This is a genomic window from Xanthomonas sp. NCPPB 3442, assembly GCF_056725145.1.
On sequence record NZ_CM161514.1, the window covers coordinates 4,955,546 to 4,980,277 of the forward strand.

19 protein-coding genes are annotated in these 24,732 nt (G+C 67.5%); 10 read left to right on the plus strand and 9 right to left on the minus strand.

The features are described from left to right. Positions 1-19: 19 nt before the first annotated feature. From AC1POX_RS21400 to AC1POX_RS21410, 3 genes are all read right to left on the minus strand, one after another. Positions 20-4,072 carry a UvrD-helicase domain-containing protein gene (locus AC1POX_RS21400; RefSeq protein WP_372356583.1) on the minus strand — a complete coding sequence of 1,351 codons (4,053 nt, stop codon included), beginning with the start codon at positions 4,070-4,072 and terminating at the stop codon, positions 20-22. Beyond that, on the minus strand, positions 4,069-7,482 hold the full coding sequence (recC, locus tag AC1POX_RS21405; RefSeq protein ID WP_372356584.1) for an exodeoxyribonuclease V subunit gamma: 3,414 nt from the start codon (positions 7,480-7,482) through the stop codon (positions 4,069-4,071). Before recC ends, AC1POX_RS21400 begins: the two co-directional genes overlap by 4 nt. A gap of 354 nt (positions 7,483-7,836) precedes the next feature. Continuing rightward, entirely contained in the window at positions 7,837-12,645 is a 4,809-nt protein-coding gene (locus AC1POX_RS21410) for a putative Ig domain-containing protein (RefSeq protein ID WP_372356585.1), read from the minus strand. Positions 12,646-12,911: 266 nt separating this feature from the next. Between AC1POX_RS21410 and AC1POX_RS21415 the strand changes: the two genes are divergently transcribed. The 4 genes from AC1POX_RS21415 to AC1POX_RS21430 all read left to right on the plus strand — a co-directional run bounded on the left by AC1POX_RS21415 (position 12,912) and on the right by AC1POX_RS21430 (position 15,210). Continuing rightward, a complete protein-coding gene (locus AC1POX_RS21415) occupies positions 12,912-13,457 on the plus strand; it encodes a phage tail protein (RefSeq protein ID WP_011349183.1) in 546 nt (181 codons plus the stop codon). A 66-nt stretch (positions 13,458-13,523) separates the two neighbouring features. Then, on the plus strand, positions 13,524-14,051 hold the full coding sequence (locus AC1POX_RS21420; RefSeq protein ID WP_057682050.1) for a phage tail protein: 528 nt from the start codon (positions 13,524-13,526) through the stop codon (positions 14,049-14,051). A gap of 60 nt (positions 14,052-14,111) precedes the next feature. Next, the gene (locus AC1POX_RS21425; RefSeq protein WP_011349185.1) at positions 14,112-14,648 is read left to right on the plus strand and encodes a phage tail protein; all 537 of its coding nucleotides are present in this window, start codon (positions 14,112-14,114) and stop codon (positions 14,646-14,648) included. Between the two features lie 4 nt (positions 14,649-14,652). Further along, on the plus strand, positions 14,653-15,210 hold the full coding sequence (locus AC1POX_RS21430; protein WP_014091557.1) for a GNAT family N-acetyltransferase: 558 nt from the start codon (positions 14,653-14,655) through the stop codon (positions 15,208-15,210). 18 nt (positions 15,211-15,228) lie between these two features. On the opposite strand, the gene AC1POX_RS21435 is transcribed toward AC1POX_RS21430, so the two are convergent. After that, on the minus strand, positions 15,229-15,516 hold the full coding sequence (locus tag AC1POX_RS21435) for a DUF6916 family protein (protein ID WP_011257259.1): 288 nt from the start codon (positions 15,514-15,516) through the stop codon (positions 15,229-15,231). A 382-nt stretch (positions 15,517-15,898) separates the two neighbouring features. Here AC1POX_RS21435 and AC1POX_RS21440 point away from each other — a divergent pair, with 382 nt between their 5' ends. The 6 genes from AC1POX_RS21440 to AC1POX_RS21465 are packed head-to-tail and all read left to right on the plus strand — an operon-like array spanning position 15,899 to position 20,001. After that, positions 15,899-16,693, plus strand: a complete 795-nt coding sequence (locus tag AC1POX_RS21440) for an ABC transporter ATP-binding protein (RefSeq protein ID WP_136733114.1) — start codon at positions 15,899-15,901, stop codon at positions 16,691-16,693. Then, the gene (locus AC1POX_RS21445; RefSeq protein WP_011349188.1) at positions 16,693-17,442 is read left to right on the plus strand and encodes an MlaE family lipid ABC transporter permease subunit; all 750 of its coding nucleotides are present in this window, start codon (positions 16,693-16,695) and stop codon (positions 17,440-17,442) included. The genes AC1POX_RS21440 and AC1POX_RS21445 overlap by 1 nt, the downstream gene beginning before the upstream one ends. An 11-nt stretch (positions 17,443-17,453) precedes the next feature. Beyond that, complete coding sequence (mlaD, locus tag AC1POX_RS21450; RefSeq protein WP_008575276.1) at positions 17,454-17,999, plus strand: outer membrane lipid asymmetry maintenance protein MlaD; 546 nt, start codon at positions 17,454-17,456, stop codon at positions 17,997-17,999. Further along, on the plus strand, positions 17,996-18,658 hold the full coding sequence (locus AC1POX_RS21455; protein WP_011349189.1) for an MlaC/ttg2D family ABC transporter substrate-binding protein: 663 nt from the start codon (positions 17,996-17,998) through the stop codon (positions 18,656-18,658). Before mlaD ends, AC1POX_RS21455 begins: the two co-directional genes overlap by 4 nt. Beyond that, the gene (locus AC1POX_RS21460; protein WP_057682048.1) at positions 18,648-18,935 is read left to right on the plus strand and encodes an STAS domain-containing protein; all 288 of its coding nucleotides are present in this window, start codon (positions 18,648-18,650) and stop codon (positions 18,933-18,935) included. Before AC1POX_RS21455 ends, AC1POX_RS21460 begins: the two co-directional genes overlap by 11 nt. A gap of 10 nt (positions 18,936-18,945) precedes the next feature. Then, positions 18,946-20,001: an MlaA family lipoprotein gene (locus AC1POX_RS21465; RefSeq protein ID WP_372183882.1), complete on the plus strand. Its 1,056-nt coding sequence runs from the start codon at positions 18,946-18,948 to the stop codon at positions 19,999-20,001. A gap of 139 nt (positions 20,002-20,140) precedes the next feature. On the opposite strand, the gene AC1POX_RS21470 is transcribed toward AC1POX_RS21465, so the two are convergent. From AC1POX_RS21470 to AC1POX_RS21490, 5 genes are all read right to left on the minus strand, one after another. Beyond that, positions 20,141-20,620: a nuclear transport factor 2 family protein gene (locus AC1POX_RS21470; protein WP_008573078.1), complete on the minus strand. Its 480-nt coding sequence runs from the start codon at positions 20,618-20,620 to the stop codon at positions 20,141-20,143. 58 nt (positions 20,621-20,678) lie between these two features. Next, positions 20,679-21,230: a glutathione peroxidase gene (locus AC1POX_RS21475; RefSeq protein ID WP_338334797.1), complete on the minus strand. Its 552-nt coding sequence runs from the start codon at positions 21,228-21,230 to the stop codon at positions 20,679-20,681. Between the two features lie 153 nt (positions 21,231-21,383). Beyond that, positions 21,384-21,785, minus strand: a complete 402-nt coding sequence (locus AC1POX_RS21480; protein WP_031425245.1) for a hypothetical protein — start codon at positions 21,783-21,785, stop codon at positions 21,384-21,386. 191 nt (positions 21,786-21,976) lie between these two features. After that, positions 21,977-23,509 (minus strand): DNA recombination protein RmuC, encoded by a 1,533-nt coding sequence (locus tag AC1POX_RS21485; RefSeq protein WP_186379773.1) that lies wholly within the window; start codon positions 23,507-23,509, stop codon positions 21,977-21,979. A 184-nt stretch (positions 23,510-23,693) separates the two neighbouring features. Continuing rightward, positions 23,694-24,701 carry a zinc-binding alcohol dehydrogenase family protein gene (locus tag AC1POX_RS21490; RefSeq protein ID WP_372356586.1) on the minus strand — a complete coding sequence of 336 codons (1,008 nt, stop codon included), beginning with the start codon at positions 24,699-24,701 and terminating at the stop codon, positions 23,694-23,696. Positions 24,702-24,732 lie beyond the last annotated feature (31 nt).

Below are 24,732 nucleotides of genomic sequence, written 5' to 3' on the forward strand. Positions count from 1 at the left end.
AGTGGCGTGGTGCGTTGCTTCATGGTGTGGGGGTCCCTGGTGCGGACGTACCCTCGCCCCAACCCCTCTCCCGGGGGGAGAGGGGCTCGAGGCCGTTGCGGGAACCTTGCGCTGGCGCGTCATTGGACAGCGCATCTGCGGGCTTGCCGGCGAACAAGGCGTCCACGGCCAGCACCAGCGCCGGTTCGAAGCGCCAGGCGTGGATGCCCGGTGCCGGATCGCCAAGCGGCGCGCGCATATCGCCGGTGGTGGTGGCGCCGGCGTTCGGAGCGGAATCGGGTCTGTCGCCCGTGGAATCGCGCGCGGTTGCGGACATGCGCTGGCCCGCGATGGAATGGCCAGGGGTTTCGGCAACGGCTTCCGACCCGGCAGCCTCCGCAGGGCGCCCGGCATCCAGGCCGCGACAGAACAGATAGCGCACGCCGCCGAAGTCGCGGGCGTAGTCGTAGGCCTCGCCCAGACGGAAGCGCAGCCAGCGGTGCAACGCTACGGTGTAGATCAGCGCCTGCAGTTCGTACTCGCTGTGCGCCATGGCCCGCGCCAGGGCGTCGGCGTCGTAGCTGGGCAGGCGGTTGGATTTGTAGTCCAGCACATACCAGCGCCCGTCCACGCTGTAGGTGAGGTCGATCAGGCCGGTCATCAGGCCTTCCAGGCGCTGGCGCGCGCCGAAGGCCTGGCGGTCGCCGACCACGCCGAACCCATGCAGCAAGCCGAGCAACGCATCGACGCGGGTGGGCCGCATGGCGAAATGGAATTCCATTTCGTTGCGGCGCTGCGGTTCGGGCACGTCGGCCAGGCGGGTGCCTTCTGGCAAGGCCACGGTGAGCGTGTGGCCGATCAGCGCGGTGAGCATGCGCAGGCCGTCGTCGAGGTCGTCCTGGGCGTAGCCGCCGCGTTGCAGGGCCTGGAGGATGGGTGCGGCCTGGCCGTCGGGGGCGGGGTGGCCCGGCCGCCAGGCCTGCCAGGCGGCGAAGTCGCAACGTTCGAACACATCGTGCATCACCACGCCGAAGCGGTTGCCGGCAAAGCGCGGATCGAACGGTTCGGCGTCGCTGGCAACGGCCACGGCAACCGCCTCGCTGCCGGACGGTTCATCGCTGCCGCCGCTGCCGACGACGGTGGCGCTGGCCATCGGGTCGGTGGCCGCGCCGGCATCGGCGTTGGCCAGTTGGGTGAAGCTATACACCCACCATTCCGGGGCGATGTGCCGTTGCGCGCTGCGCGCGGGCGGCACCTGCGCCTCTCTCGGCGCCGGCAGCCGCGGCAAGTGGGCCGGCGGCGTGCTGGTGTCCACCACCACGGTGCCCTCGCCTGCCGCGCCCTGCAGCGCATCGAGCGCATGCAGCATGGCCGACAACGCGGTGCGTTCGTGCTGATGGAACGGGCCGCTGGCGATCCACAGCGCGTGCTCGGCGCGGGTCAGGCCGACATACAGCAGGCGCGCGTCTTCGGCACGTTGTTCCTGTTTCCAGGCGGCTTCGGCGGCGCTCCAGCTCGGGTCGTCGCGCTCCGTCTTCCAGTGCAACTGGCGGCCCACGTCCGGCGCATGCACCACGCAATGACGGCCGGCGCCCTTGTCGCTGCGGCCGATGCCGATATACGGCAGGAACACCAGCGGATATTCCAGGCCCTTGCTCTTGTGCAGGGTGACGATCTGCACGCGGCGCGCGTCCGATTCCAGCCGCAACTGCTGGGCTTCGTCGTTGTCGTCGGCATTGGCGATGCGCCGCGACAGCCAGTCGACCAGGCCATGCGGGCCGAGTGCGCGCGCGTCGGCTTCCTGCAGCAGTTCGGCCAGTTGCAGATAGTTGGTGAGGCGGCGTTCGCCATCAACCAGGGCAAGCAGGCGTTGCCCGTGGGTGGCGCCGAGTTCGCCGATCAGGGCGAGCGGGCCGCCGCGCTGCCAGCGTTCGCGCCAGTCCAGCGCCTGTTGCTGCCAGTGGCGGTGACGCTCGCCGTCGCGTTCAAGTGCGGCGATGGCGATGGCGTCTTCGCCGATCAACACCGTGGCCAAGGCGGCGCGCAGGCGGCTGTCGTCGCCCGGATCGAGCAAGGCCTGCAGCAAGGCGAGCACTTCCAGCGCCTGTTCGGTGGCGAACAGACTTTGCTTGCCGGCGGCCACCGCCGGAATGCCCACCGCGCCGAGCGCCTGCTGGATGCGCGTGGCCTCGCCGTGGCTGCGCACCAGCACGGCGATATCGCCGGCCTGCACCGGGCGGCCGCACACCGTGGCCGTGCCGTCGCGGCCGCCGGCCAACCAGCCGCGGATCGCTGCAACGCAGGCGGCGGTGGCCAGCTCGCGTGCGCGGCCGGCGCTCCAGGGCTTGGGCTTGCCTTTCGCAGGCGGCGGCGGTTCCGGCGCGCGCCACAGCGTCAGTGCCGGCGCAGTGACGCCATTGCGTTGCAGGTCTTCATCCACGCGCTTGGTCCCGGCCCGCACCGGGTGGAAGGCGATGCCGTCGGTGAGGAAGGCATCGGCGTAGCCGGCCTGTGCGTACAGCGCGTCGATGGCTGCCAGCACGCCGGGGCGCGAGCGGAAGTTGTGGCTCAGCGGCGGCGCCAGTTCGGCGGTGACGGCCGCGGCCAGATAGGTGCGCACATCGCCGCCACGGAAGCCGTAGATGGCCTGCTTGGGGTCGCCGATCAGAAACAGCGCCGGTTCCAGCCCTGCTGCTCGTGCGAGCCGGCCTTCGCCGAACACGTTGGAAAAGATCGACCACTGGCGGTCGTCGGTGTCCTGGAATTCGTCCACCAGCGCGATGGCGTATTGCGTGCGCAGGCGTTTGACCAAGGCGTCGGCCTGCGCGCCCTGCAATGCGTGCGCCACCCCATCGACCAGGTCGTCGTAGGTCTGCACGCGGCGTTGCCGCTTGAGCAGCGCCAGCCGTGCGATGGCATCGTCGCGCAGCGCGTGCAGCAATGCGATACGGCGACGGCTGCGCCATTCTTCCACGCGCGCCAGCGCAGTGAGATAGCCATCGATCTGGTGGCTCATCGGCGAAGACGGCGTGCGATCGACGAACTTCTTGTTGGTGCCGGCAGCCAGTTCCGCCGCGGTCAACTTGAGCAACTTGGCATGCGGCGCGGTGTTGAGCGCAGGCGCAGCGGCGAAGGTTTCGAACCAGTGCCACAGCGATGCCAGCCACTCGGGTTTGTAGCTGACCTTGCTCAGGATGCCGCCCTCGATGGCCGCCATGATGGCGTCGAAGAATGCGGTGCCGTGCGTCTGGAATGCGGCGGCCAGTGCGTTGGCTGCCGCGTGCGCGGCCTGCAGCAAGGCAGGTGCATCGTCGGTGGTTGTGGCGACTGCCGGCAACAGCGTCGGGTGCCGCACCAGCGCGCGCAGATCGCTGGCCAAGGCCTCGGGGCCGCCCGACCACAGGGCGATGAGATCTTCGGCCATCACCGCATCGGCGGCGCGCTGCCGCCACAGATCGGCCGCCACTTCGCCAAGCAATTGGCGATCGTTGGCGAGCAGTTCCGGCGCGGCGAACGCCTGGCCGCTTTCCAGTGCGTGTTCGCGCAGCGCGCGCGCGCAAAAGCCGTGGATGGTGAACACCGCGGCCAGATCGATTTCTTCCACCGCCTGCTGCAGGCGGCGACGCAAGGCGACGGGCGTTTCGCTGCCGCCGCCCAGATGGGTGGCGAGGATGGCACGGGTGAGTAACACGTCGGGCGCTTCATGGAGGAGCGGCCCTGGCTGCGACGGGGCATCGGCGAGGTCGGTCGCGCCCAGGTCCGCTCCTGCAGAAGCCGATGGGGCGTCGGGCGACTGGATTGCGGACGACTCGGTCGCGGCCGAAACCGCTCCTGCGAGAGGCGATGGCGCCTCGGGAACCAGGCTTGCGGCCAGCACCAGGCGTTCGCGAATGCGGCGGCGCAGCTCCTGCGTGGCCGCTTCGGTGAAGGTCACCGCAAGGATCTGACCGATGCGCAAGCCACGCTCGACCACCAGCCGGGTGAACAACGTGGCCAGCGTAAAGGTCTTGCCGGTGCCGGCGCTGGCCTCGATCAGGCGCACGCCGTGCAGCGGCAACTGCAGATACGGGTCGGTGACGGGGCTGACGCTCATTCGCCATCCTCCTGCGCGCCGTGCCAGTGTCGCCAGCTGTCGATCACGCGCTCGGTCTCGAGCGGCGCGCCGGTGTTTCCCTGTTCGAGCAATGCATACACCCGATGGCTGGTGGCGGCGAACTCGGCGAAGCGTTGCGCGTCGGCAAACGGGTCGCGGCCGCGGGTGACCAGGCGCAGCTCCGGGCTGTGCGATTCGCTCCAGCCGAAGCCCGATTGCCACTGCCCGGCCGCCTCCTTGATGGCCTTGTCCAGGTCGCCGCCGCGCGCGGCCTGGTGATATTTCCAGCTGCTGTACGGCGCGAACGCCAGCGGCATCTGCAAGCCCTGGCGATACAGCTGCAGCAGCTCGGCCAACGCGGTGCGCGCCTGTGTCTGCGACAGCGGCTGCGCGTCGATGGGATGCGGGCCCAGGCCGTCGTCGTGTTCGAAGAAACGCACGTACGGCGCGTGCTCACCGGCGGCGCGCAGCAGCAGCCATTCCAGGCCGTGGCGAATGGCGCTGCGGCCGCTGAGCGCGCCGACCTGCACGCGCCCCACGCCGCTTGCGTACCAGCCCGGCACACGACCGTGCAATTCGATCTCGTCAATCTGCACCTGCAGCCGGCGCGACTGGGCCGGGTATTCGCCACGCCACTGCCGGAACGCATCGGCATACGGGCGCAATTGCGCCACGCGCTCGTCGAGCTGGCGCCGCCCCAGCGGGCCGGACGGCAGCAGCGCGCGCGCGCGCAGACGCGCGTACAGGTGCTCGGTGTCGCCGGCCAATGCAGCGTCGAATATCTGCTGCTGCAACCCGTATTGATCCAGCCCGCGCGTGGGGGCGAGCAACGGTTCCAGATCGGCGTCTTCTCCGGCCGGATCGGGCAGGCGCATGCCCAATCGATGACGCAGGAACTGCCCGGCCGGGTCGGTCAACAGGCGGCGCAGCGCGTCGATGGACATGCTGGCCGGCAAGGCGATCCCTTCGGCCGGCAATGCACCGGCCACCCACGGCGCCAGCGGTTGCCGCTGGCCGACCAGGCTGTCCACCGCCGGCCGCCACTGCCGGCGATAACTGAAACGGCGCGGGTCGGCACCGGCATCGCTCTCGTCGCCCAGCGCGCCGAACGCGGCAGCGGCGAAGGGTTGCAACGGGTGTCGCACCACCAGCGTGTCGAGCGCGTTGCTGGCGGCGTGGTATTGCGCAGCGCTTGCCAGTAATTCGCTGACCAGCACCGACGGCTCGCGCACGCTGCCATCGCGCGCATCGGCGCCGAGATAGCTCAGATAAAACACGTCCTGCGCGGAGGCGAACAACTGCAGGAACAAAAAGCGGTCGTCCTCGCGCGTGGAGCGGTCGCCGTGCCGGCGACGCTCGGTGCCCAGTTCCGCGGTGAGGCGATTGAGCCCGGCGGCCGGGTCGCGCCGCGGGAAGTCGCCATCGTTCATGCCGAGCAGGCAGATCACGCGGAACGGCAGCAAGCGCATCGGCACCATGCGCCCGAAACTGATGCCGCCGGTAAGCAGCGGCGCGCGCGTATCCGATTCGCCCAGCACCGCCGCAAAATGCGCACGCACTACCTCGGCAGGCACCTTGCCGGCGTACTCGGCGCGTATCGCGTCGCGGGCGAATTGATCGATCAACGCGCGCAAGCGATCCAGCGCGCGTTGCGCGCGCGGCGCAGTCGGCGTGGTCGGAATCAATGCCTCGAGCAGGCCCAGCAGCCGCTCGCGCCACTCGACCGGTGTCATCGCCTCGGCCAGCGCGGCTTGATGCCGTTCGAGCACGCGCAACAACCGCAACAAGGTGTCCAGTGCGGCCAGTGCGCTGCCTTCCAGCTGCGGCCACGGCGCCACCCCATCGATGTCCTCGTCGGCGCCGCTGGCATGGCCGAGCAGCAGCCGGTCCAGCGCGAAACGCCAGGTGTAGGCATCGTCGCCCGGTGCCTGGTGCTGCCGCCGGTGCGCTGCGTCCAGGCCCCAACGCGCGCCGGCCGCGTGCAGCCAGCTGCGCAGGCGTTCCAGCCCGGCTTCGTCCAACCCGGCCGCTTCGGCGATCGGCGCGCTGGCCAGCAGGTCGAGGATCTCATGCAGCCCGAAACGCGCGATCGGCAAACCGAGCAAGGTGAGGAACACCTCGGCCAGCGGCTCGCTCGCCAACGGGCTGGCATCGGCCAGCGCATAGGGCAGCGCGTCGTCGTTGCCATGGCTGCCGAACACCGCATCCAGATACGGCACGTACGGGTCGATATTGGGCGACAGCACCGCGATCTCGCGCGGCTGCAGGGGCGGGTCGAAGCGTGCATCGTCGAGCAGCGCACGCAGTTGGTCGTGCAACACCTGCAACTCGCGCAGCCGCGTGTGGCAGGCATGCACCTGCAGGCTGGGGTCGTGCAGATTCACCGCCGGCAATACCGCGTGCGCCGCAGGCGCGCGGCGATGGAACAGATCGCTCTGCATGCGCCGCAACAGGCTGTCGCCCAACCCGCCATCGGCCAGCGTGCGGCGGCCGGATTCGAGCGGGTCGGCGTAGGCGGCGATTTCGGCCAGCGGGTGCACCACTTCGTAATCGCCCACCAACGCCATGAAATCGCGCCCGGCTGCGCCCCAGGCCTGCAGCAACGGGTTTTCCTGTACCTGCTCGGCGAACAGTTGCACGGCGCCGTCTTCGCGCCGGCGTTGCCACAAGGTCTGCAGGTCGCCCCAGTAGCCTTGCGTCGGCGTGGGCAGATAGAAGTGCAGCGTGCCCACGCGCGCCTGCGTGGCCAGCACGCGCAGGACGTCCGGCGAGATGTTCAAGATGGCGAACGCGAATACGCGCGGCGGCAGGCCTTGCGGCAACGGGCCGTCGGCACGCGCATGGCGATCCAGATACTGGCCGATGCGCCGGGCGCGGTATTGCCGGCCGGTGGCGATGCTGCGCCACAACCGTGCCTGCGGGTCGTCCGGGTCGGCGCCTGCTTCCCAGCGCAGCAACCAGTCGCGGCGCCATGCCTGGTATTTCTCGAACACGCTGGCCAGCTCGCCGGCCAGCGCCCATGGCTTGAGCGCATCGCCATCGGACAGGTATCCGGCCAGCGGGGCCAGGGCCGCGTCGCTGCCCAGGTCCGACTGCAGGGCCGCATACAACCGCCACTGCGTGGTGGCCATGTCCAGATCGTCGTCGGCCGCGCCGAGGTTGCGCTCCAGCGCGCGCGCGACGAATTCGCCGGGCGTGAGAAATTCCAGATTCGCCGCAACACCGTGCTCGGCCGCAAGCGTGGACTGCAACCAGCGCCGCATCGCCACCTGCGGAATCAGCACCACCTCCGGCTGCAGCAACGGCTGCCCCGGCATCGGCCGGCGCAACTCCTGCGCGAGCAAGGCGGCCAGGGTATCCAGCGCATTGGATGGATAAAGACGGAAATCGGGCGCGGAAGTGGCGTGCATGCGTGGCGCATTGTGCCGGATGCGCGCGTGAGGCGTTGTTGGCCGCCGTGTCGGCGGCCAGGTCGCCGCGCTGGGACGCAAGGCCGCACGGCACCGTGCAACAGCGCTGCGCGGGAGATGCCGATCGACGGCGCGCCGCACACCGTGCGTCACCCACTGCCATCAGGCTCAACACCGCATTCGACGTACTGCGGTCGTTACGTGCAACCTTCGAGACGCCCAACGCAGCCATTCACTGCGTCCGCGAGCGTCATCGCAACCACGCGCGCAACACGCCGCCGACATCACAAACGTGATGGGCCGGGGCGTTCGCCCGGCCCATCGCGTTGCATGACCGCGTGGCTTACAACCCGATCAGTATTTCTTTTCCAGATTGATCATCCAGGTCTGATCGTTGTTGCTGTCGCCGTCGGTGATGCCGCGGTATTCCAGCCGCGTCGACAGGCCTTGTTCGGTCAACAGCGCTGCACCGATGCCCATCATCAGGCGGTTGCGGTCGAACGCGCTCTGCGCGGTGCGATAGAACGGGCCACCGGTAAGGTCGGCGTAGCTCAGGATCGCATCGCCACGGCCCTGGAAGTCGCGCTGGTACTCCACGCGCAACTGCGGGGTCAGCCGTCCCCAGGCAACCTCGCGACGCCATTCCAGACGCAGGCCGAGATTGCCGGTGGTGGTGGCCACATCCATGTCGGCATAGCGCAGCGCGAACGGGGCCACGCCTGCTTCCACATAGCCGTCCAAGGTGGCGCGTGCCACATCCACCCGCGCGTACGGGGTGATCTGCAGCGTGCCGCGTTGCAGGTCGGCACCGGTGGAGAGCGAGGCGATCCACTGCTTGCCGTCGCGGTTGCCCTCGGCCAGCGAACTGTCATCGGTGACGAAGCGGCGCAGGTCGTAAGACAGCAGCTGGTAGCCGACCAAGGTGTCGAAGAAGAACGCCTTGCCCGGATGGAAGCTGGCGTACAACGCCATCGTGTAGGCAGTGGCCTTGCTGTGGCTGCCGTTGTTGCCCACGTCGCTGTCGTCGCGGCCCCAACCCAGGCCCGCGCCGATCGCCAGCGACGAGGCAACCCGGTAGTCGGCACCCACGCTCAATCCATCGGTCTGGAAATCCACGCCGTTGCTGTTGGTCTGGCGGTTCAGGCTGCCCGAGCGGATAGCGCCGCCCACCCACAGGCCCAGGTCACCCTGCGTCTGCGCGCTGCTGCCGGTGGTGCCGGTCGCCGCGGGCGCATCGCGGAAGTCGTTGTCGACGTCCTGCGTGTCCGGGCTGCAGGGCTGCGCACTGATGCCGCGCTCGGCCTGGCGGCAATGCGAGGTCGGCTGGAAGCTCACTGCGTTGGTGAAGCTGCCGCCGCCGCGATGGGTGGCCTCCAGACGGCGCTGGAAGTTGTCGATCTGCGCCCGCGCAAAACGCCGCGTGGACTCGGACTGCGCATCGATCAGGCCACGCACTTCCGCATCCACGCTCGGGTCGCGCCGTGGCGCGATGTTGAACACCACACTGGCCGGGGCCGAGGTGGCGAATGCGTTGGACAAGGTGAACTGCACCGTGGCCTGGCCGACGAAGGCCGGGTTGGGCGTAAAGGTCAGGGTAAAGGTCGGCGTCTCGGCCATTGCAGCGGCCGCTGGCGACAGCCCGGAGGCACGCGCCGCCGCCGCACTGGCGGTGCCGCCCACGCGGGTGATGGTGGCGGTACCGGCCGAGGCCGGCAACACCGCAACCACCGCAGCCGCCACGAACGGCCCGCCGGTGGCGTTACGGGTGATGTCCACCTGTTGCGCTTCGCCCGGCACTGCCGCCGCAGTCACCGACACCGCCACCGGCCGCACGTTGACCGTGATGGTCAGCGTCACCGCTGCCGAGGTGCCGCCTGCGCCGCTGGCGGTATAGCTCAGCACGTCGGTACCGGCAAAGCCGGCGTTCGGCGTGTAGACCACTTCCAGCCCGTTGACCACGGCCGTGCCGTTGGTGGGCGCGCTGGCAATGGCGATCGCGGTGATGCTGCCGGTGTCGTTGGCGGTGACCGCTGCGGTCACGGCGGTGTCGGTCATGGTGGCGGCAACATCGGCCACCGCCACCGGCGCCGCATCGTTCACCGTGAAGGTGTAGGCCTGCGTGGCGCTGGCATTGCCCGCATCGGCCACCGCAATGGTGAACGACGTGGTGCCCTGTACCGTTGGCGTGCCCGACAGCGTGCCGTCGCTGGCCAGCGTCAATCCGGCCGGCAACGTGCCGCTGGCAATGCTGTAGCGGTACGGCGCAACGCCGCCGCTGGCGGTGAGCACCTGGTTGTAGGCGGTGCCACGCACGGCCGGCGGCAAGGTGGGCTGCCCCGGCACCAGCGTTGCGGCGTTGATGGTCAGCGAGTAGCTCCGGCTGGCCTGCGCGGCGGGGCTGGGCGTGCTGTCGGTGACCGTCAGGGTGAAGGTGAAGGTCCCCGACACCGTCGGCGTTCCGCTGAGGCCGCCGGTGGCAGCGTCCAGTCCCAAGCCACCCGGCAGCGCGCCGGCAGTGACTGCATAGCTGTACGGCGCGGTGCCGCCGGTGGCCGGCGTGACCGCAGCCGCATAGGCCTGCCCGGCCGTCCCTGCCGGCAAGGTCGACGCCGGCAACACCAGGTTCGGGCCAGCCACGGTCAGGCTGTATGCCTGCGTGCCGGTGAAGCTGTTGGCGTCGGTGGCCTGTACGGTGAAGTTGAACGTACCCTCCAGCGTGGCCGTGCCCGACAAGGTGCCGTTGCTGGCCAAGGTGATCCCGGCCGGCAATGCACCGCTGGTGATCGCGTAGGTGTAGGCCGCCGTGCCGCCGCTGGCGGTCAGCGTCTGGCTGTAGGCGGTGCCACGTGTTGCGGTGGGAACCGTGGACGGCGCCACTGCAATCGTCGGCGCGGCGATGTTCAACGTGTATCCGCGCGTACCCTGCGAGGGCGTGCCGCTGGTACTGTCGGTCGCAGTGACGGTGAAGCTGAAGCTGCCCACGCTGGTGGTGGTGCCGCTCAATGCGCCGCTACCGCTATTGAGCGTGATGCCGGCAGGCAACGCGCCGGCGGTGAGCGCGTAGCTGTAGGGCGCAATGCCGCCGGCAGCCGGAGTGATCGCACTCGAATAGGCCTGGCCCGCGGTGCCGGCCGGCAAGGTGGTGGCCGGCAAGATCACGTTGGCGCCGGCCACGGTCAGGGTATAGGCGCGGCTGCCGCTGGTCGGTGCCCCGCTGTCGGTTGCGGTGACGGTGAAGTTGAAGCTGCCGCTGGCAGTCGGCGTACCGGACAGCACCCCGGCGGCGTTCAGGGTCATTCCGGCCGGCAACGTACCGGCACTGATCACGAAGCTGTAGCCGGGGGTGCCACCGCTGGCGCTCAGCGTCTGGCTGTACGCGCTGCCTGCGGTTGCTGCGGGCAGCGACGCCGGCGAGATCGTCACCACCGCATCATCGTTGAGGATGGTGCCGGTGCCGGTGGCGCGGGCGATGGTCGCATTGCTGGCGCCGGACAGGCCAACGCTGAAGGTTTCGTTGGGCTCGACCGCGGTGTCGCCATTGACGGTGACGGCCACGCCTTGCGCGGTCACGCCCGGCGCGAAGCTCAGCGTGCCGGAGCGCGCGACATAGTCGCTGCCGGCGGTGGCGGTCCCGTCGGCGGTGGCGTAGTTGACCGTGACGGTCTGGCCGCTGGCAGCGCTCAGGCTCACCGTGAAGGTGGCCGTGGTGGTGCCGCTGTTGCCTTCGTTGACGCTCACATCGTCGATCGACAAGGCCGGCTGCGCATCGTCGTTGACGATCGTGCCCAGGCCCTGCCCGTCACTCACGCTGGCGCCGGTGACGTTGCTGAGGTTGACGAAGAACGTTTCGTTCGGCTCGGCCAGCGTGTCGCCGGTGACCAGCACGGTGAAGGTGGCGCTGCTGCTGCCGGCCGGGATGGTCTGCCCGGTCAGACTGGAGGCGACATAGTCCACACCCGCAGTGGCGGTGCCATCGGCCGTGGCGATATCGAAGCTGACGCCGCCGGCGCCGGCCGGCGCGCTCAACGACACGGTGAAGGTGGCGTTGGTGGTGCCGGCATTGCCTTCGTTGACCGAGACATCGTTGATCGACAGCGCCGGCTGGTCGTCGTTGAGGATGGTGCCGGTGGCGCTGTTCGGCGAACCGACCGTGTAGCCGCTGCCGGTGTTGAGGCTGATCACCACGGTTTCGTCGGGCTCGACCGTGCTGTCGGCGGTCGGATTGATGGTGATGGTGCCGGTGGTCTGGCCAGCGGCGATCACCAGCGGCGAACTCACGGCCGCATAGTCGGTGCCCGAGGTCGCGGTGCCGCTCACGCCAAAGCCGATGGACAGCGCGGTGGGCGACGGTTGGTTCAGGGTGACCGTGTAGAGGAGATTGGTGGCGCCGTCCTCGGACACGCTGGCCGGGGAGACGGCGATGCTCGCGGAAGGGAAGTCGTCGTTGACGATGGTGGCGGTGGCGCTGGACGGGCTGCCGGTGGAATAGCCGGTGCCATTGGCGACACTGAAGATCACCGTTTCGTCGGTTTCCACCGCGGTGTCGGCGATCGGGGTAACGCTGAAGCTGGCCGAGGCGGTATTGGCCGGCACCACCACGCTGGTCACAGCGCCGGAGTAGTCCGTGCCGCTGGTCGCGGTGCCGCTGCGGGTCAGGTTGACCGTGGTCGCCGAGGTATTGGTCTGGCTCAGCGTCACCGTGTAGACCAAGGAGGTACCGCTGTCCTCGTTGGCGGCGGACGGGCTAACCGCGATGCTGGCGGTCCGCGAGGGGGTAATCGTGATATTGACTGTGATGGTATCGCCAGCGCCGTCTTCCAGCGGAAACGTGTCGCTGGTGGCGCTGTCGCCATTATGCGTGTATGTGACGATCTGCGTTCCCTGTGCTCCGCTTGGATTAGGAACGGTCAGAGTGCCGTGGGGAGGCTGCACTCCGTCCCAGCCAACGCCGATGTCGTCTACGCCAGTGCCGTCGCAGGTGGTGACGTCGATCTGCACCGAGCCACCCTGAACTACAGTGGCGTTCAACGTCGGACAATATTGCGACGCCGCTGCTGCGGCCTTGCCGGAATACAGCGTACTCAACAGCAGCAGCGCGAACACCAGCGGCCAACGCAAAACGACGCGCACGCCTGCAGCCATATTGGTGCAATTCGTAGACATATTCCATTTCCCCGGAAAATCACGCCACCCCACTGGCGCCGGCAACGCTCCTGGTGCCTCAGACAGCATGGTTATAGGCCTTGAAGGGCATATTCCCCACCATGCTGCGCTAGCATTTGAACAGTAAATTTACGTATTCGTAAAGCACCAAATACGTCGCCCCTGTCCGATTCAGCATTATCAATGCTTGCATTGCGCAGAAGACGTGATTAAGTAGAGCAGCGCCAGGCGCGATGTCGGCGTCAAACACCCTAGGGGAGATCCGCATGAGCGAGTTCTTCATCGGTCAGATCATGCTGACCGGTTTCGCGTTTGCGCCGAAGTATTTTGCGCAATGCAACGGTCAATTGCTGCCGATCAATCAGAACCAGGCCCTGTTCAGTCTGCTCAGCACGCGGTTCGGCGGCGACGGCAAGACCAATTTCGCGCTGCCGGACATGCGCGGCCGCACGCCGATGGGCTATGGGCCGTCGGCGGATCCGGCATGGCAGCCGACGGCGATGCCAATGGGTCAGGCCGCTGGTGCGGAGACGGTGACGCTGGTGGAAAACCAGTTGCCTGCACACCTCCATCTGATGGAATGCGCCAGCGCCGCCGGCAATAACCGCAACCCAACCGGGCGCCTATTCGCCAACAATGGCGCCACGTCGGGAACGGCGACACCGCTGTACGCCGCGCCGGGGAGCGTGGTCCCGCTCTCGCAAGCCACGGTAGGCGCAGAGGGCGGCGGCCAGGCGCATCCGAACGTGCAGCCATACACCACGATCAATTTCTGCATCGCGCTGTCCGGCATCTTCCCTTCGCGCAGCTAGGCGCATCCGCACTCGGGTGCGCAGCGCACTGGTGCGCGGATCACCTCATCGACCAGGAAGAATCTCATGGGTACTCCCTTCATCGGCGAAATCCGCCTGTTCGGCTTTGGCCGCACTCCTCAGGGCTGGCAAGCGTGCGATGGCTCATTGCTGCAGATCTCCGAATACGAGCCGTTATATGTCCTGCTCGGCACCGCCTACGGTGGAAATGGCACCAGCACCTTTGCAGTGCCTGACCTGCGCGGCCGCGTGCCGGTCCACCAGGGCCAGGGGCCGGGACTGAGCAACTACGTGCTTGCCCAGAGTGCCGGTACCGAGACGGTGACGTTGACCGATCTGCAGATGCCGGCGCATACGCACGTCGCGCAAGCTACCACCGCGGGGGCGACAGCGACGGCACCCTCGGGCCTGTTGCCTGCAGCGGTGAGCGGCGACACTTTCTATCTCACCACCACCGGCGGCGCCACGGCGCAAGCGATGTCGGGGCAGAGCACCTCATTCGCCGGTGGTAACCAGCCGCACGACAACGTCATGCCCACACTGACGGTGCAGTACTGCATTGCCACCACCGGCATCTTTCCGCAGCAAGCCTGATCCCATGCGCCGCGTCGACGTGGCTGCGGCACGCATCCGCTCCATCGGAGGAATCCGCTCATGACCGAACCCTATCTCGGCGAAATCCAGTTGTTCGGCTTCGACTACAACCCTTACGGCTGGGCCCTGTGCAATGGTGCCGTCCTGCCGATCACGCAGAACAGCGCGCTGTATTCGCTGCTCGGCATCGCCTACGGCGGCAATGGCTCCAGTACGTTTCAGCTGCCGAACTTCACCGCGCGCGCTGGCTGCCAGCAGGGCCCGGGCCCTGGCCTGACCCCGCACACGCTGGGCAGCAATTTTGGTTCCGCAGGGGTGAATCTGTCGGGCTCGGAGATGCCGATGCACCAGCACGGCGTCAACTCGTTCTCCTTAGCGGACCAGACGAAGAAGAGCGGTGCGCCCGTCGGCGGCGCCGCGCTGTCGTCGCCAGGTAGCAGCAGCGCACGTCCATATAACGCAATTGCGCCCGACAAGCAGTTCTCTCCCGTTATGTTGATTCCCACCGGCAACGGCCAGGCCCACGAGAACCGGCAGCCGTATCTGGCGGTGAACTTCTGCATCGCGCTATCCGGCGACTACCCTGTCTTCAGTTGATGTCATGACACGCCCGCTTTCCGGCGAGGTCGTGAAGGCATCCGGCGGCGCAAGCCAGACCACGTTGCCGGGTGCGCACGCCATTGCATTGCGCGAAGAGCAGGATGCGGATCTGCCCTGGTTGCAGGATCTGTACGCCAGCACGCGTCGCGAGGAGCTGGCACCGGTGCCTTGGCCGGAAGCGACCAAGCGCGCCTTCCTGCAGCAGCAGTTCGCCCTGCAGCGCGCGCATTACCGGCAGCAGTTTGCCGATGCGGACTTTCTGATCGTGCAGACCAAAGCTCTAGCGATCGGCCGGCTGTATCTGCACCGCGGCGCCGCACACCACACGCTGGTCGATATCAGCCTGCTGCCGGACTGGCATGGCAAGGGCATCGGCACGCAGTTGATTGCACATGCGCAGGCGTGCGCCCGCGATGCGGGATGTGCTTTGTCATTGCATGTGCTGCACGCCAACCCCGCCGCGCAACGCCTGTATGCCCGCCTCGGATTCGTTGCAGGCGACAGCACCCAGACCCATCTGCAGATGCACTGGCATCGGCACGATCACCTGCTCAGTTGAACGAGCAGCTGGCCGTGTTCAATTGAATACGGCCTGATACAAGAACCCGTCGCGCTCGCGCGCCACCGGCACCAGGAAGATACCGATCTCGCCGAGCCGCGCATGCCGCATCTGATAGGTCTGCTGCGGAAACAAAAAGGCCGAACCATTCCGAAACAGCAGCGAGAACGGCGCACGTTGCGAATTGCGCGCGTGCTGCAAGGGCCGCGCCTCCACCAGCACGAACGGCACCTCGCCCTCATTCAAAGCGGCGGCAAAGGTCTCGTTGACGCTGCCGGCAAAGTGTTCAAGCGTCAGCAACTCCATGGAAGATTCCTGCAGCGACGAAGTAGCGTGGATCGTCACGTTTTGTGGCCGGTTCGACAAGATGCCGCTGCCGACAACGCGACGTGCTAGGCAGATCGTTGCGCAACTGCGACAGGCAAGACGACCAGGGGCACCTGCCAGTCTCAAGGTACACACTGCGTGCTGTGGCAACGTCGCTTACGTCCCTACCGCAGCGTACGTTTGCCGATCGCGACCGCATGCGTGGGCCTGGTTGCGTTGCAGGACACGCTGTTACGCAGACAGCGACGCGCAACCTGCACATCGCCCTTCGGTGAATGCGACAATACTGCACGCGCCAGTCTGGTTATGTTCAGCGGTGCACGGGCTACTCTATCGCGTTGTAATTTTGTTAAAGGCACCCATGACGGCTTCCGCTTCCCCTGTCGTGCAGTTGTCCGGTGTCCGCATCGATCGCGGCGGGCGCACGATCCTGCGCGATGTGTCGCTGGATGTGCCACGCGGCAGCATCACGGCCGTGCTCGGTCCGTCCGGTAGCGGCAAATCCACCATGCTGGCGGCGCTGACCGGCGAGCTGCGTCCGGTCGCAGGCACGGTCACGTTGTTCGGCAATCCCATTCCCACCGGCAGCCGCGCGCTGCTGGAGATGCGTCGCAACGTCGGCGTGCTGCTGCAGGGCAATGGCCTGCTCACCGACCTCAGCGTGGCCGAGAACGTCGCACTACCGCTGCGCACCCACACGCGGTTGCCGGCAGCGGTGCTGCAGCGGCTGGTGCAGATGAAGTTGCATGCAGTGGGCCTGCTGGCCGCAGCCGATGCCTGGCCACGCGAGTTGTCCGGCGGCATGGCACGGCGCGTGGCACTGGCGCGCGCGCTGGCGCTGGACCCGCCGCTGATGATCTACGACGAGCCGCTGACCGGACTGGACCCGATCGCCTCGGGCGTGATCATGAGCCTGATCCAGCGCCTCAACGACAGCCTGGGGCTGACCAGCATCATCGTCAGCCACCATGTGCACGAGACGCTGCCGATCTGCGACCAGGCGGTGGTGATCGCCAATGGCGGCATCGTGTTCGCCGGCACGCCGGCGCAGCTGCAGGACAGTACCGACCCGCTGGTGCAGCAATTCCTGCACGGCCAGCCGGACGGCCCGATCGCCTTCGATGCCGCCCCGCGCCGCGACCGGAGTGCTGCCTGATGGCCTTCGCCGATTCCATTCGCGCCTTCGGCCGCGCCGGGCTGTTCTCGCTGACGGTGCTGCGCGGCTCGCTGCCCACGCGCGATTTCATTGCCGAACTGGTCCGCGAGATCTACAAGGTCGGCGCGCGCTCGCTGCCGATCATTGCGGTGGGCGGCGCCTTCGTCGGCCTGGTGCTGACCTTGCAGGGCTATCGCACGCTCACCACCTACGGTGCGTCGGATGCGTTGTCCACCTTGTTGGGCCTGTCGCTGTATCGCGAACTGGCGCCGGTGCTGACCGCCTTGTTGTTCATTGGCCGCGCCGGCAGTTCGATCGCCGCCGAGCTCGGCCTGATGCGCGCCACCGACCAGATCAAGGCGCTGGAGCTGATGGCCATCGACCCGGTGGCCAAGGCCGTGGCGCCACGCTTCTGGGCGGCGGTGCTGACGGTGCCGTTGCTCACCGGCGTGTTCTGCTCGCTGGCCATCACCGGTGGCTATTTCGAAGCGGTGCATGTGCTGGGGATCGACAACGGCACGTTCTGGTCCGGGCTGAGCAATAGCGTGGACGTCTGGGACGACTTCGGCGTGGCGATGCTCAAGTCGGCGATTTTCGGCGGCACCGCTGCACTGGTTGCCGCCTACGTGGGCTTCCATGCCGAACCGACCATCGAAGGCACCTCGGTCGCCACCACCCGCGCGGTGGTGAATGCCTCTTTGCTGGTGCTGATGTTCAACTTCGTCCTTTCTGCAATGTTGTTTAGGTGAGTGGAATAACTATGGCCATGCGTGGACCACGACTCGAATTCGCCGTCGGCGCCTTTTTGCTGCTGACCCTGGCCTCGCTGCTGGTGCTGGCGGTGGCCTCGACCAACCAGCGCTGGGGCTTTGGCTCCAGCCAGTACACGCTGACCGCCCGCTTCAGCCAGATCGGCCAGCTGCGCGCGCAGGCACCGGTAAAGATCGGCGGGGTGACCATCGGCAAGGTGTCCAACATCAGCCTGGACCCGACCAAGTTCGATTCGATCGTGACCCTGTCGCTGGATACCAAATACAAGGACCTGCCGGCCGACACCTCGGCCGGCATCTTCACCAGCGGCTTGCTGGGCGAGAGTTATATCGGGCTGCAGCCGGGCGGCGACCCGGACACCCTCAAGCCGGGCGACGAAATCGGCTTCACCCAGCCGGCGGTGGATCTGCTGCAGCTGGTCGGCAAATACATGTTCAGTGGTGGCGGTGGCGGCAGCAATGCCCCGGCCGCCGCCAACGGCCAGGCGCCTGCGCCTGCCCAAACCGCTCCTCCCTCTACGGAACCACACCAATGAAGACCACTGTGCTTTCTGCCGTCCTGGCCTCGACCCTGCTGGTGTGCGCACCGGCCACCGTGCTGGCGCAGCCGGCCGCTGCCAGCGCACCTGCGCAGGGCGCGGCGACCAAGACCGTCATCGACAGCAGCACCCGCATCCTGAGCACGCTGGACCAGCGCCGTGCCGAGTTCCGCAGCAATCCGGCGGCGCTGCGTCAGTTCATCAATGGCGAATTGAACAAGGCCTTCGACCGCGACTACTCGGCCCGCCTGGTGCTGGGCGTGCATGGCCGTGGCGCCTCCGATGCCGACGTCAAGCTGTTTGCCGATGCGCTGGCCGACAACCTGATGCAGCGGTATGGCACCGCGCTGCTGAATTTCGAAGGCAAGCCGACCTTCCGCGCCAAGTCCGAGAGCGCGCTGCCGGGCAACCGCGGCGTCAAGGTCTCCACCGACCTGCTGCGTGCCGGCAACGACCCGACCCCGGTCGACTACCTGATGCGCAATACCGGCGGCCAGTGGAAGATCTTCGACGTGATGATCGAAGGCATTTCCTACGTGCAGACCTTCAAGACCCAGTTCGACGGCCCGCTGCGCGAGAAGGGCATCGCCAAGGTGGCCGCCGAGCTGCGTAGCGGCAACCTGCAGGTCGGTACGGCACCGGCCAATGGCAACTGATACCGTGCAACGCACGGCCGACACGCTGGTCATCACCGGCGTGCTCGACCGTGCGGCGGTCACCGCGGCCTGGCCGCAGGCGATCGCACAGCTGGATGGCGCGCGCACGCTGGACCTGTCGGGTGTACAACGCCTGGACAGTGCCGGCGTGGCGATGCTGGCCGAACTGGCTGCCCGGTTACAAGCCGGCAGCGGCGCGGTGGTGGGCGAGGCGTCCGGTCTGGACGAATTGCGCGCCGCCTACCGGTTGTCCCCCACTCTCGATTTTCAGGCCTGAGCGCCAGCCCATGACCCAGTTCCGTTCTCTCCCGTTGTTGGCCAGCCTGCTGCTGGGTGCCTGCGCCAGCCAGGCGCCCAAATCCGCACCGCCGTCGGGCGGTACCGCCATCGCGCCTGCGACCGAGGCGCCGGTACGCGACGATGCCGGAGTGACCGCGCAGCCGGCCGCCGCCGGGATGGCCGCCCCGGACGCGCTGCCGGCGAGCGCTGCTGCTCCTGCCGATGCGCCTGCAGCGGCGGGTACCGGCACCGCCGCTGCAGGCGCGCCCACCGATGCCGAAAGCGATTTCGATGCGCTGTATGGCCCGACCACCCCGCAAGCAGGTGCCAACGGTGCGCCGGCACAACCGGGCGCGGCGCCGGCATACGACCCCTGGGAGCGCTACAACCGCGGCATGCACCGCTTCAACATGGCGGTGGACCGCGGCGTGGCGCGTCCGTTGGCGACGGCCTACACCAAGGTGGTGCCGAGCCCGGCGCGCCTGGGCGTGACCAACTTCTTCGACAACCTGGGCACGCCGCTGACCATGGTCAACCAGCTGCTGCAAGGCCACCCGGTCCATGCAATGCAGTCGCTGGGGCGCTTTGTGATGAACAGCACCCTGGGTGTGGCCGGGCTGTTCGACCCCGCCTCGGCGGCCGGCATCCCGCGGCGCAGCGAAGACTTCGGCCAGACGCTGGGCGCGTGGGGCTGGCGCAATTCGCGTTACTTCGAACTGCCGTTGTTCGGCCCGCGCACCGTGCGCGACACCTTCGGGCTGGCGGGCGATATTCCGCTGTCGTGGATTCGCCAGGTGGACGACGGCGGTACGCGCTTCGCCCTGCAGGGCTTGCAGCTGGTGGACACGCGCGCGCAGCTGATGTCGCTGGATTCGCTGCGCGACCAGGCGCCGGACGAATACGCGCTGACCCGCGATGCGTGGATGCAGCGCCGCAATTACCAGATCACCCGCGATCTGCGCAGCCATCGCGAGAAGAACAACGAGCTGCCGGAATACCTGCGCGAGGACAAGGACAATACCGTGCCGGGTAACGCCATGCCGATCCCGAACTGGGTGCGTTGAGCGGTTAGGGTTTTGGCGAGTGATGAATGTAAAAGCCCGGAAGCGATCCCGGGCTTTTTGTGTGTTGGGCACCAGGCGGACCCGTTGCGACGTCACGACGAACGCCCGCGTTGCCAAGCGCCTCGGTGTGACAGCAGTGCTAGGTGCCGTCGTTGCGAGGCGGTGTCGGTACCGGTACCGCTGCATCCTGTGCAGCGATGATTTGCCACCGACCACTCCGCTTGATCCAGATATCGGTCCAGACATACCGGCCCGTAGACCCGTCTTTACGGGTCCACGTTTCGCTCCCGTGCGCGATCGCGGTCTCTCCGAAGAATCTGACGTTGATCTCGTCGAGTGTGTTGGACATGATCTGTTTGGCAGGACCGGTCTCGCGAGTGACCTGGGATTTATCGTATCTGCGGCCCTTGGTGTCAGTCCCGATGAAGTCGTCGGCAAAGTAAATCCTGCGCTTTGACCGATCTCCTGTCACGACAGACTCTGCCCAGTCGCGAGAACAGTCGACGATGTACCGCGCTGCCTGCGTGTCAGGGGTGGACGCCGTACCGGGCATGTGCGAGCAGCCAGTCACCATCGACAACGCGAGCATTGAAGAGCTGAAGAAGTGATTGAAGGTCATTGCCTGTTCCCTGGCTCCCGATAAGAACGTGACGCGTCATCGCAATGCCGCCAGCGCGCTATGCGTGGGTGGCCAGCGCCGCATCCACTGCCGCACGCAGGCGTGCATCGTCGGCGGGAATATCCGGAGCGAAGCGGTCGATGATCTTGCCGTCGCGGCCGATCAGGAATTTTTCGAAGTTCCACACCACGCCGGGCGCGGGGTTGGGGGCGATGCCGTAGCCGGCCAGTTTTTCGCGCATCGGGCCCTCGCCGGTGGTGTGCGGATGGGTGCTGGTCAGTGCGCGATACAGCGGGTGCGCCTGGTCGCCGGTGACGGCGATCTTGGCAAACATCGGGAAGGTGACATCGTAGGTGAGCTGGCAGAACTGCGCGATTTCCGCTTCGCTGCCCGGCTCCTGTGCGTTGAAGTCGTTGGCCGGAAACCCCAGCACTTCCAGACCTTGCGTGCGCTTGTCGCGATACAGCGCTTCCAGGCCTTCGTACTGCGGGGTCAGGCCGCACTTGGAGGCGACGTTGACCACCAGCAGCACCTTGCCGCGATAGTCGGCCAGGGTGGCGGGATCACCGTCGATGCGGGTCACGGGAATGTCGTATAGCGTCTGGCTCATCGATGCGTCCTGGACAGGTAGAGCCGAGAGCATAAACGGCCAGGGTGGAGCGAGCGATGCGGCTGGCTCAGGCGGCTGGCAGTTGTCTGCAGCGGCGCCCACGGGCCGAACGGCTGACCGGCCAGGACCCGCGCTCGGCCATCTTCGAAGCCCTCAATCGATGCACAACGCCGCCTGGCCCTTGCCGCCGACCACCTCCTGGCGGCAACCGAAACGATCGCTGTCGCGCTGGCAGGTCCCGGTGGCCGCCGCGCCGGTCGGCACGATGCTGGTGGCCAGGCAGTCGCCGCTGCAATCGCTGTTGTCGGTGCAGGTCTTGCCGGCATCGGCATACGGCACGATGCAGCGCGGAACCTGCATGCGGCCGACCGGGCGCAGTTGGCCACCCTTTGCGGTGCAGGCAGCGGCGTCGGCGCTGGTTTGTGCAGCAGGGGCCTGCGCGGCTGGCGAGGCAGGGGAGGCGGTTGGCGCATTGCTGCAGGCAGTCAGCAGCAGCGCGCAGAGCCCTGCGTGGATCCATCGGGTCGCCATGTTGAAACTCTCGTCTTGAATCAGGTGGGTGCAAGCATCGCGGTGGCGATGTCTGCGCGATGTGCTGGCGATCGGCGCAAGCACGTGCCGAAAACCTGCATTCGTAGGAGCGTACCCGGGCGCGATGAAGCGTTATCGGTAAAGCGGCTCGCGCCCGGGTGCGCTCCTACGTGTGCTGTCGCCTGCGCAGGCCATGCATCGGCGTCTGCAGCCAATCACGCCTGCTCGTCGGTGCTGTCGTCTTCGCTGCTGGTGCCGGTGTCGTCGCTGCCATCGTCCAGCAGCGCCTGCGATTGCTCGCCGGCCAGGGTTTCCACCCCGCGCAGGCGGCGTTCGATGGTGCGGGTCTTGCGGCTGGCTTCGCCCAGGCTCTTGCCGACGGTGCTGATCTGCCGCTCGGCCTTTTCCAGAATGCCGGCGAACTTGCCGAACTCGCTCTTCACCGCGCCCAGCACCTGCCAGACCTCGCTGGAGCGCTTTTCGATCGCCAACGTGCGAAAGCCCATCTGCAGGCTGTTGAGCAAGGCGGTAAACGTGGTGGGGCCGGCCAGCACCACGCGGTGTTCGCGCTGCAGCAGATCGACCAGGCCGGCACGCCGGATCACTTCGGCATACAGCCCTTCGGTGGGCAAAAACATCACCGCGAAGTCGGTGGTGTGCGGCGGGCAGACGTACTTGTCGCTGATCGACTTGGCCTGGATGCGGATGGCGCGTTCCAGTTGCGCGGTCGACTGCTTGATCGCGTCGAGGTCGCCCTTTTCCTGCGCGTCGATCAGGCGTTCGTAGTCCTCGCGCGGGAACTTGGCGTCCACCGGCAGCCAGACCACCTGCTCGTCGCCGCGGCCGGGCAGGCGGATTGCGAAATCCACCGCTTCGGCACTGTCGGGCTTGACCCGCACGCCGCGGGCGTATTGCTCCATCGTCAGCGTCTGCTCGAGGATGTTGTCCAGCTGCACTTCGCCCCAGCCGCCGCGGTCCTTGACGTTGGTGAGCACGCGCTTGAGGTCGCCCACGCCGGTGGCCAGCTGCTGCATTTCGCCCAGGCCGCGTTGCACCTGTTCCAGCCGTTCGGAGACCAGCTTGAACGAGGCATCCAGGCGTGTGTTGAGCGTGGTCTGCAGTTTTTCATCGACGGTGGCGCGCATCAATTCGAGCTTGCTGGCGTTGTCGTGTTGCAGGTTGGCCAGCTGTTGCTCGAGCGTGGCGCGCATCTCGCCGATGCGCAGTTCGTTGCGCTGGGTGAGTTCGTTCAAGCGCTGGCCCAGCGCTTCGGTGAAGCGTTGTTGCGATTGGCCGGCTTCCTGGCGGCCCTTGCGGGCGTCTTCGGCCAGCGCGTCGCGCAGCGCGGCCATGTGCGTATCGGTGCGCGCGATCAGTTCGGTCAGTTGCTGGCCGAACACGTGGATGCGGGTTTCCTGTTGCTGGCCGAAGCCTTCGAGCTGGGTGCGCAATTCGGTGAGCCGCAGGGTCAGCAGCTCGCCGGTGCGTTGTTGTGCAAGGCCGCTTTCTTCGCGCGCCTTGCGGGCGTCTTCGCCGAGCGCGTCGCGCAGCAGGTCCAGGCGTTGGTCGGTGCGCGTGGACAACTCGGTGAGGTTGCGCGCGAAGGTTTCCAGGCGGGCGTCCTGCTGCCGCGCCAGGCCTTCGAGTTGCTCGCGCAATTCGCCGCGGCCATCGCGTTGCTCGGCGCGCAATGCATGTTCCAGCGCGGTGGTGGACGGACGTCGCAGCAGCGCCAGCAGCTGCAACACCAGGACTACGACAAGCAGCCCGAGAAGGATCAGGGATTGAGATGACATGCGCGCAGTGTAGCGGCGCCTGTCGCAATAGCTGCGTCGCGGACCTTGGCCAGCGGCGATCGCGTGCCAACGCTGCAGGGTGCGGCTGCACGACAGCGGCCATGCCAGAGCGCTGTCGTGCGTGAGGCCTCTGCGCTCAGAAGCCTTCCAGCACCAGCTTGCCGCGGGTGCGGTGCGATTCCAGCGCGGCGTGGGCGCGGCGCAGGTTGTCGGCGGTGATGCGCCCGTAGTGCTCGCCCAGGGTGGTGCGCAGCACGCCGGTGTCCACCAGCTCGGCGACGCGATTGAGCAGATGGTGCTGGGCGATCATGTCCTGGGTTTCGAACAGCGAGCGGGTGAACATCAGCTCCCAGTGCAGCGACAGGCTCTTGCGCTTGAGCGGCAGCGCGTCCAGCGTGGCCGGGTCGTCGATCAGCGCCAGCTGACCTTGCGGGGCCAGCACCTCGACCAGTTGGGCGAAGTGCTGGTCGGTGTGGGTGAGGCTGGCGACGTGCTGCACCTGCGCGATGCCGATCCGCTGCAGGCCCTCGCCCAGGGGCTGGCTGTGGTCGATCACGTGATGCGCGCCGAGTGCGTGCACCCAATCCCGGGTTTCCGGGCGCGAGGCGGTGCCGATGACGGTCAGCTTGGTCAGCGTGCGCGCCAGCTGCACCAGGATCGAGCCCACGCCCCCGCCCGCACCGACCACCAGCAATGCCTGGCCTTCGCCGCCGCCTTCGGCAATGCCGAGCCGGTCGAACAGCAGCTCCCAGGCGGTGATGGCGGTGAGCGGCAATGCGGCGGCCGCAGCGTTGTCGAGCGTGGCCGGCTTGCGCCCGACCAGGCGCTCGTCCACCAGGTGGAACTCGGCATTGGTGCCCGGGCGGGTCAGCGCGCCGGCGTAGTACACCGCATCGCCGGGGCGGAACAGGCTGACCGCCTCGCCGACCGCATCGACCACGCCGCTGGCGTCCCAGCCCAGCACGCGCGGGGCATCCACCGCCGCGTTGCTGCGCACCTTGGTGTCGACCGGGTTGACCGACACGGCGTGGATGCGCACGCGCAGGTCGCGCGGGCCGGGGGTGGGCAGCGGCAGCTCGAGTTCGATCAGCGCGCGCGCATCGTCGATGGGCAGGCCGTGTTGCGGGTAGGCGATGGCTTTCATGGCAGGCGTCGTGCGGGAGGGAGTTGCATCG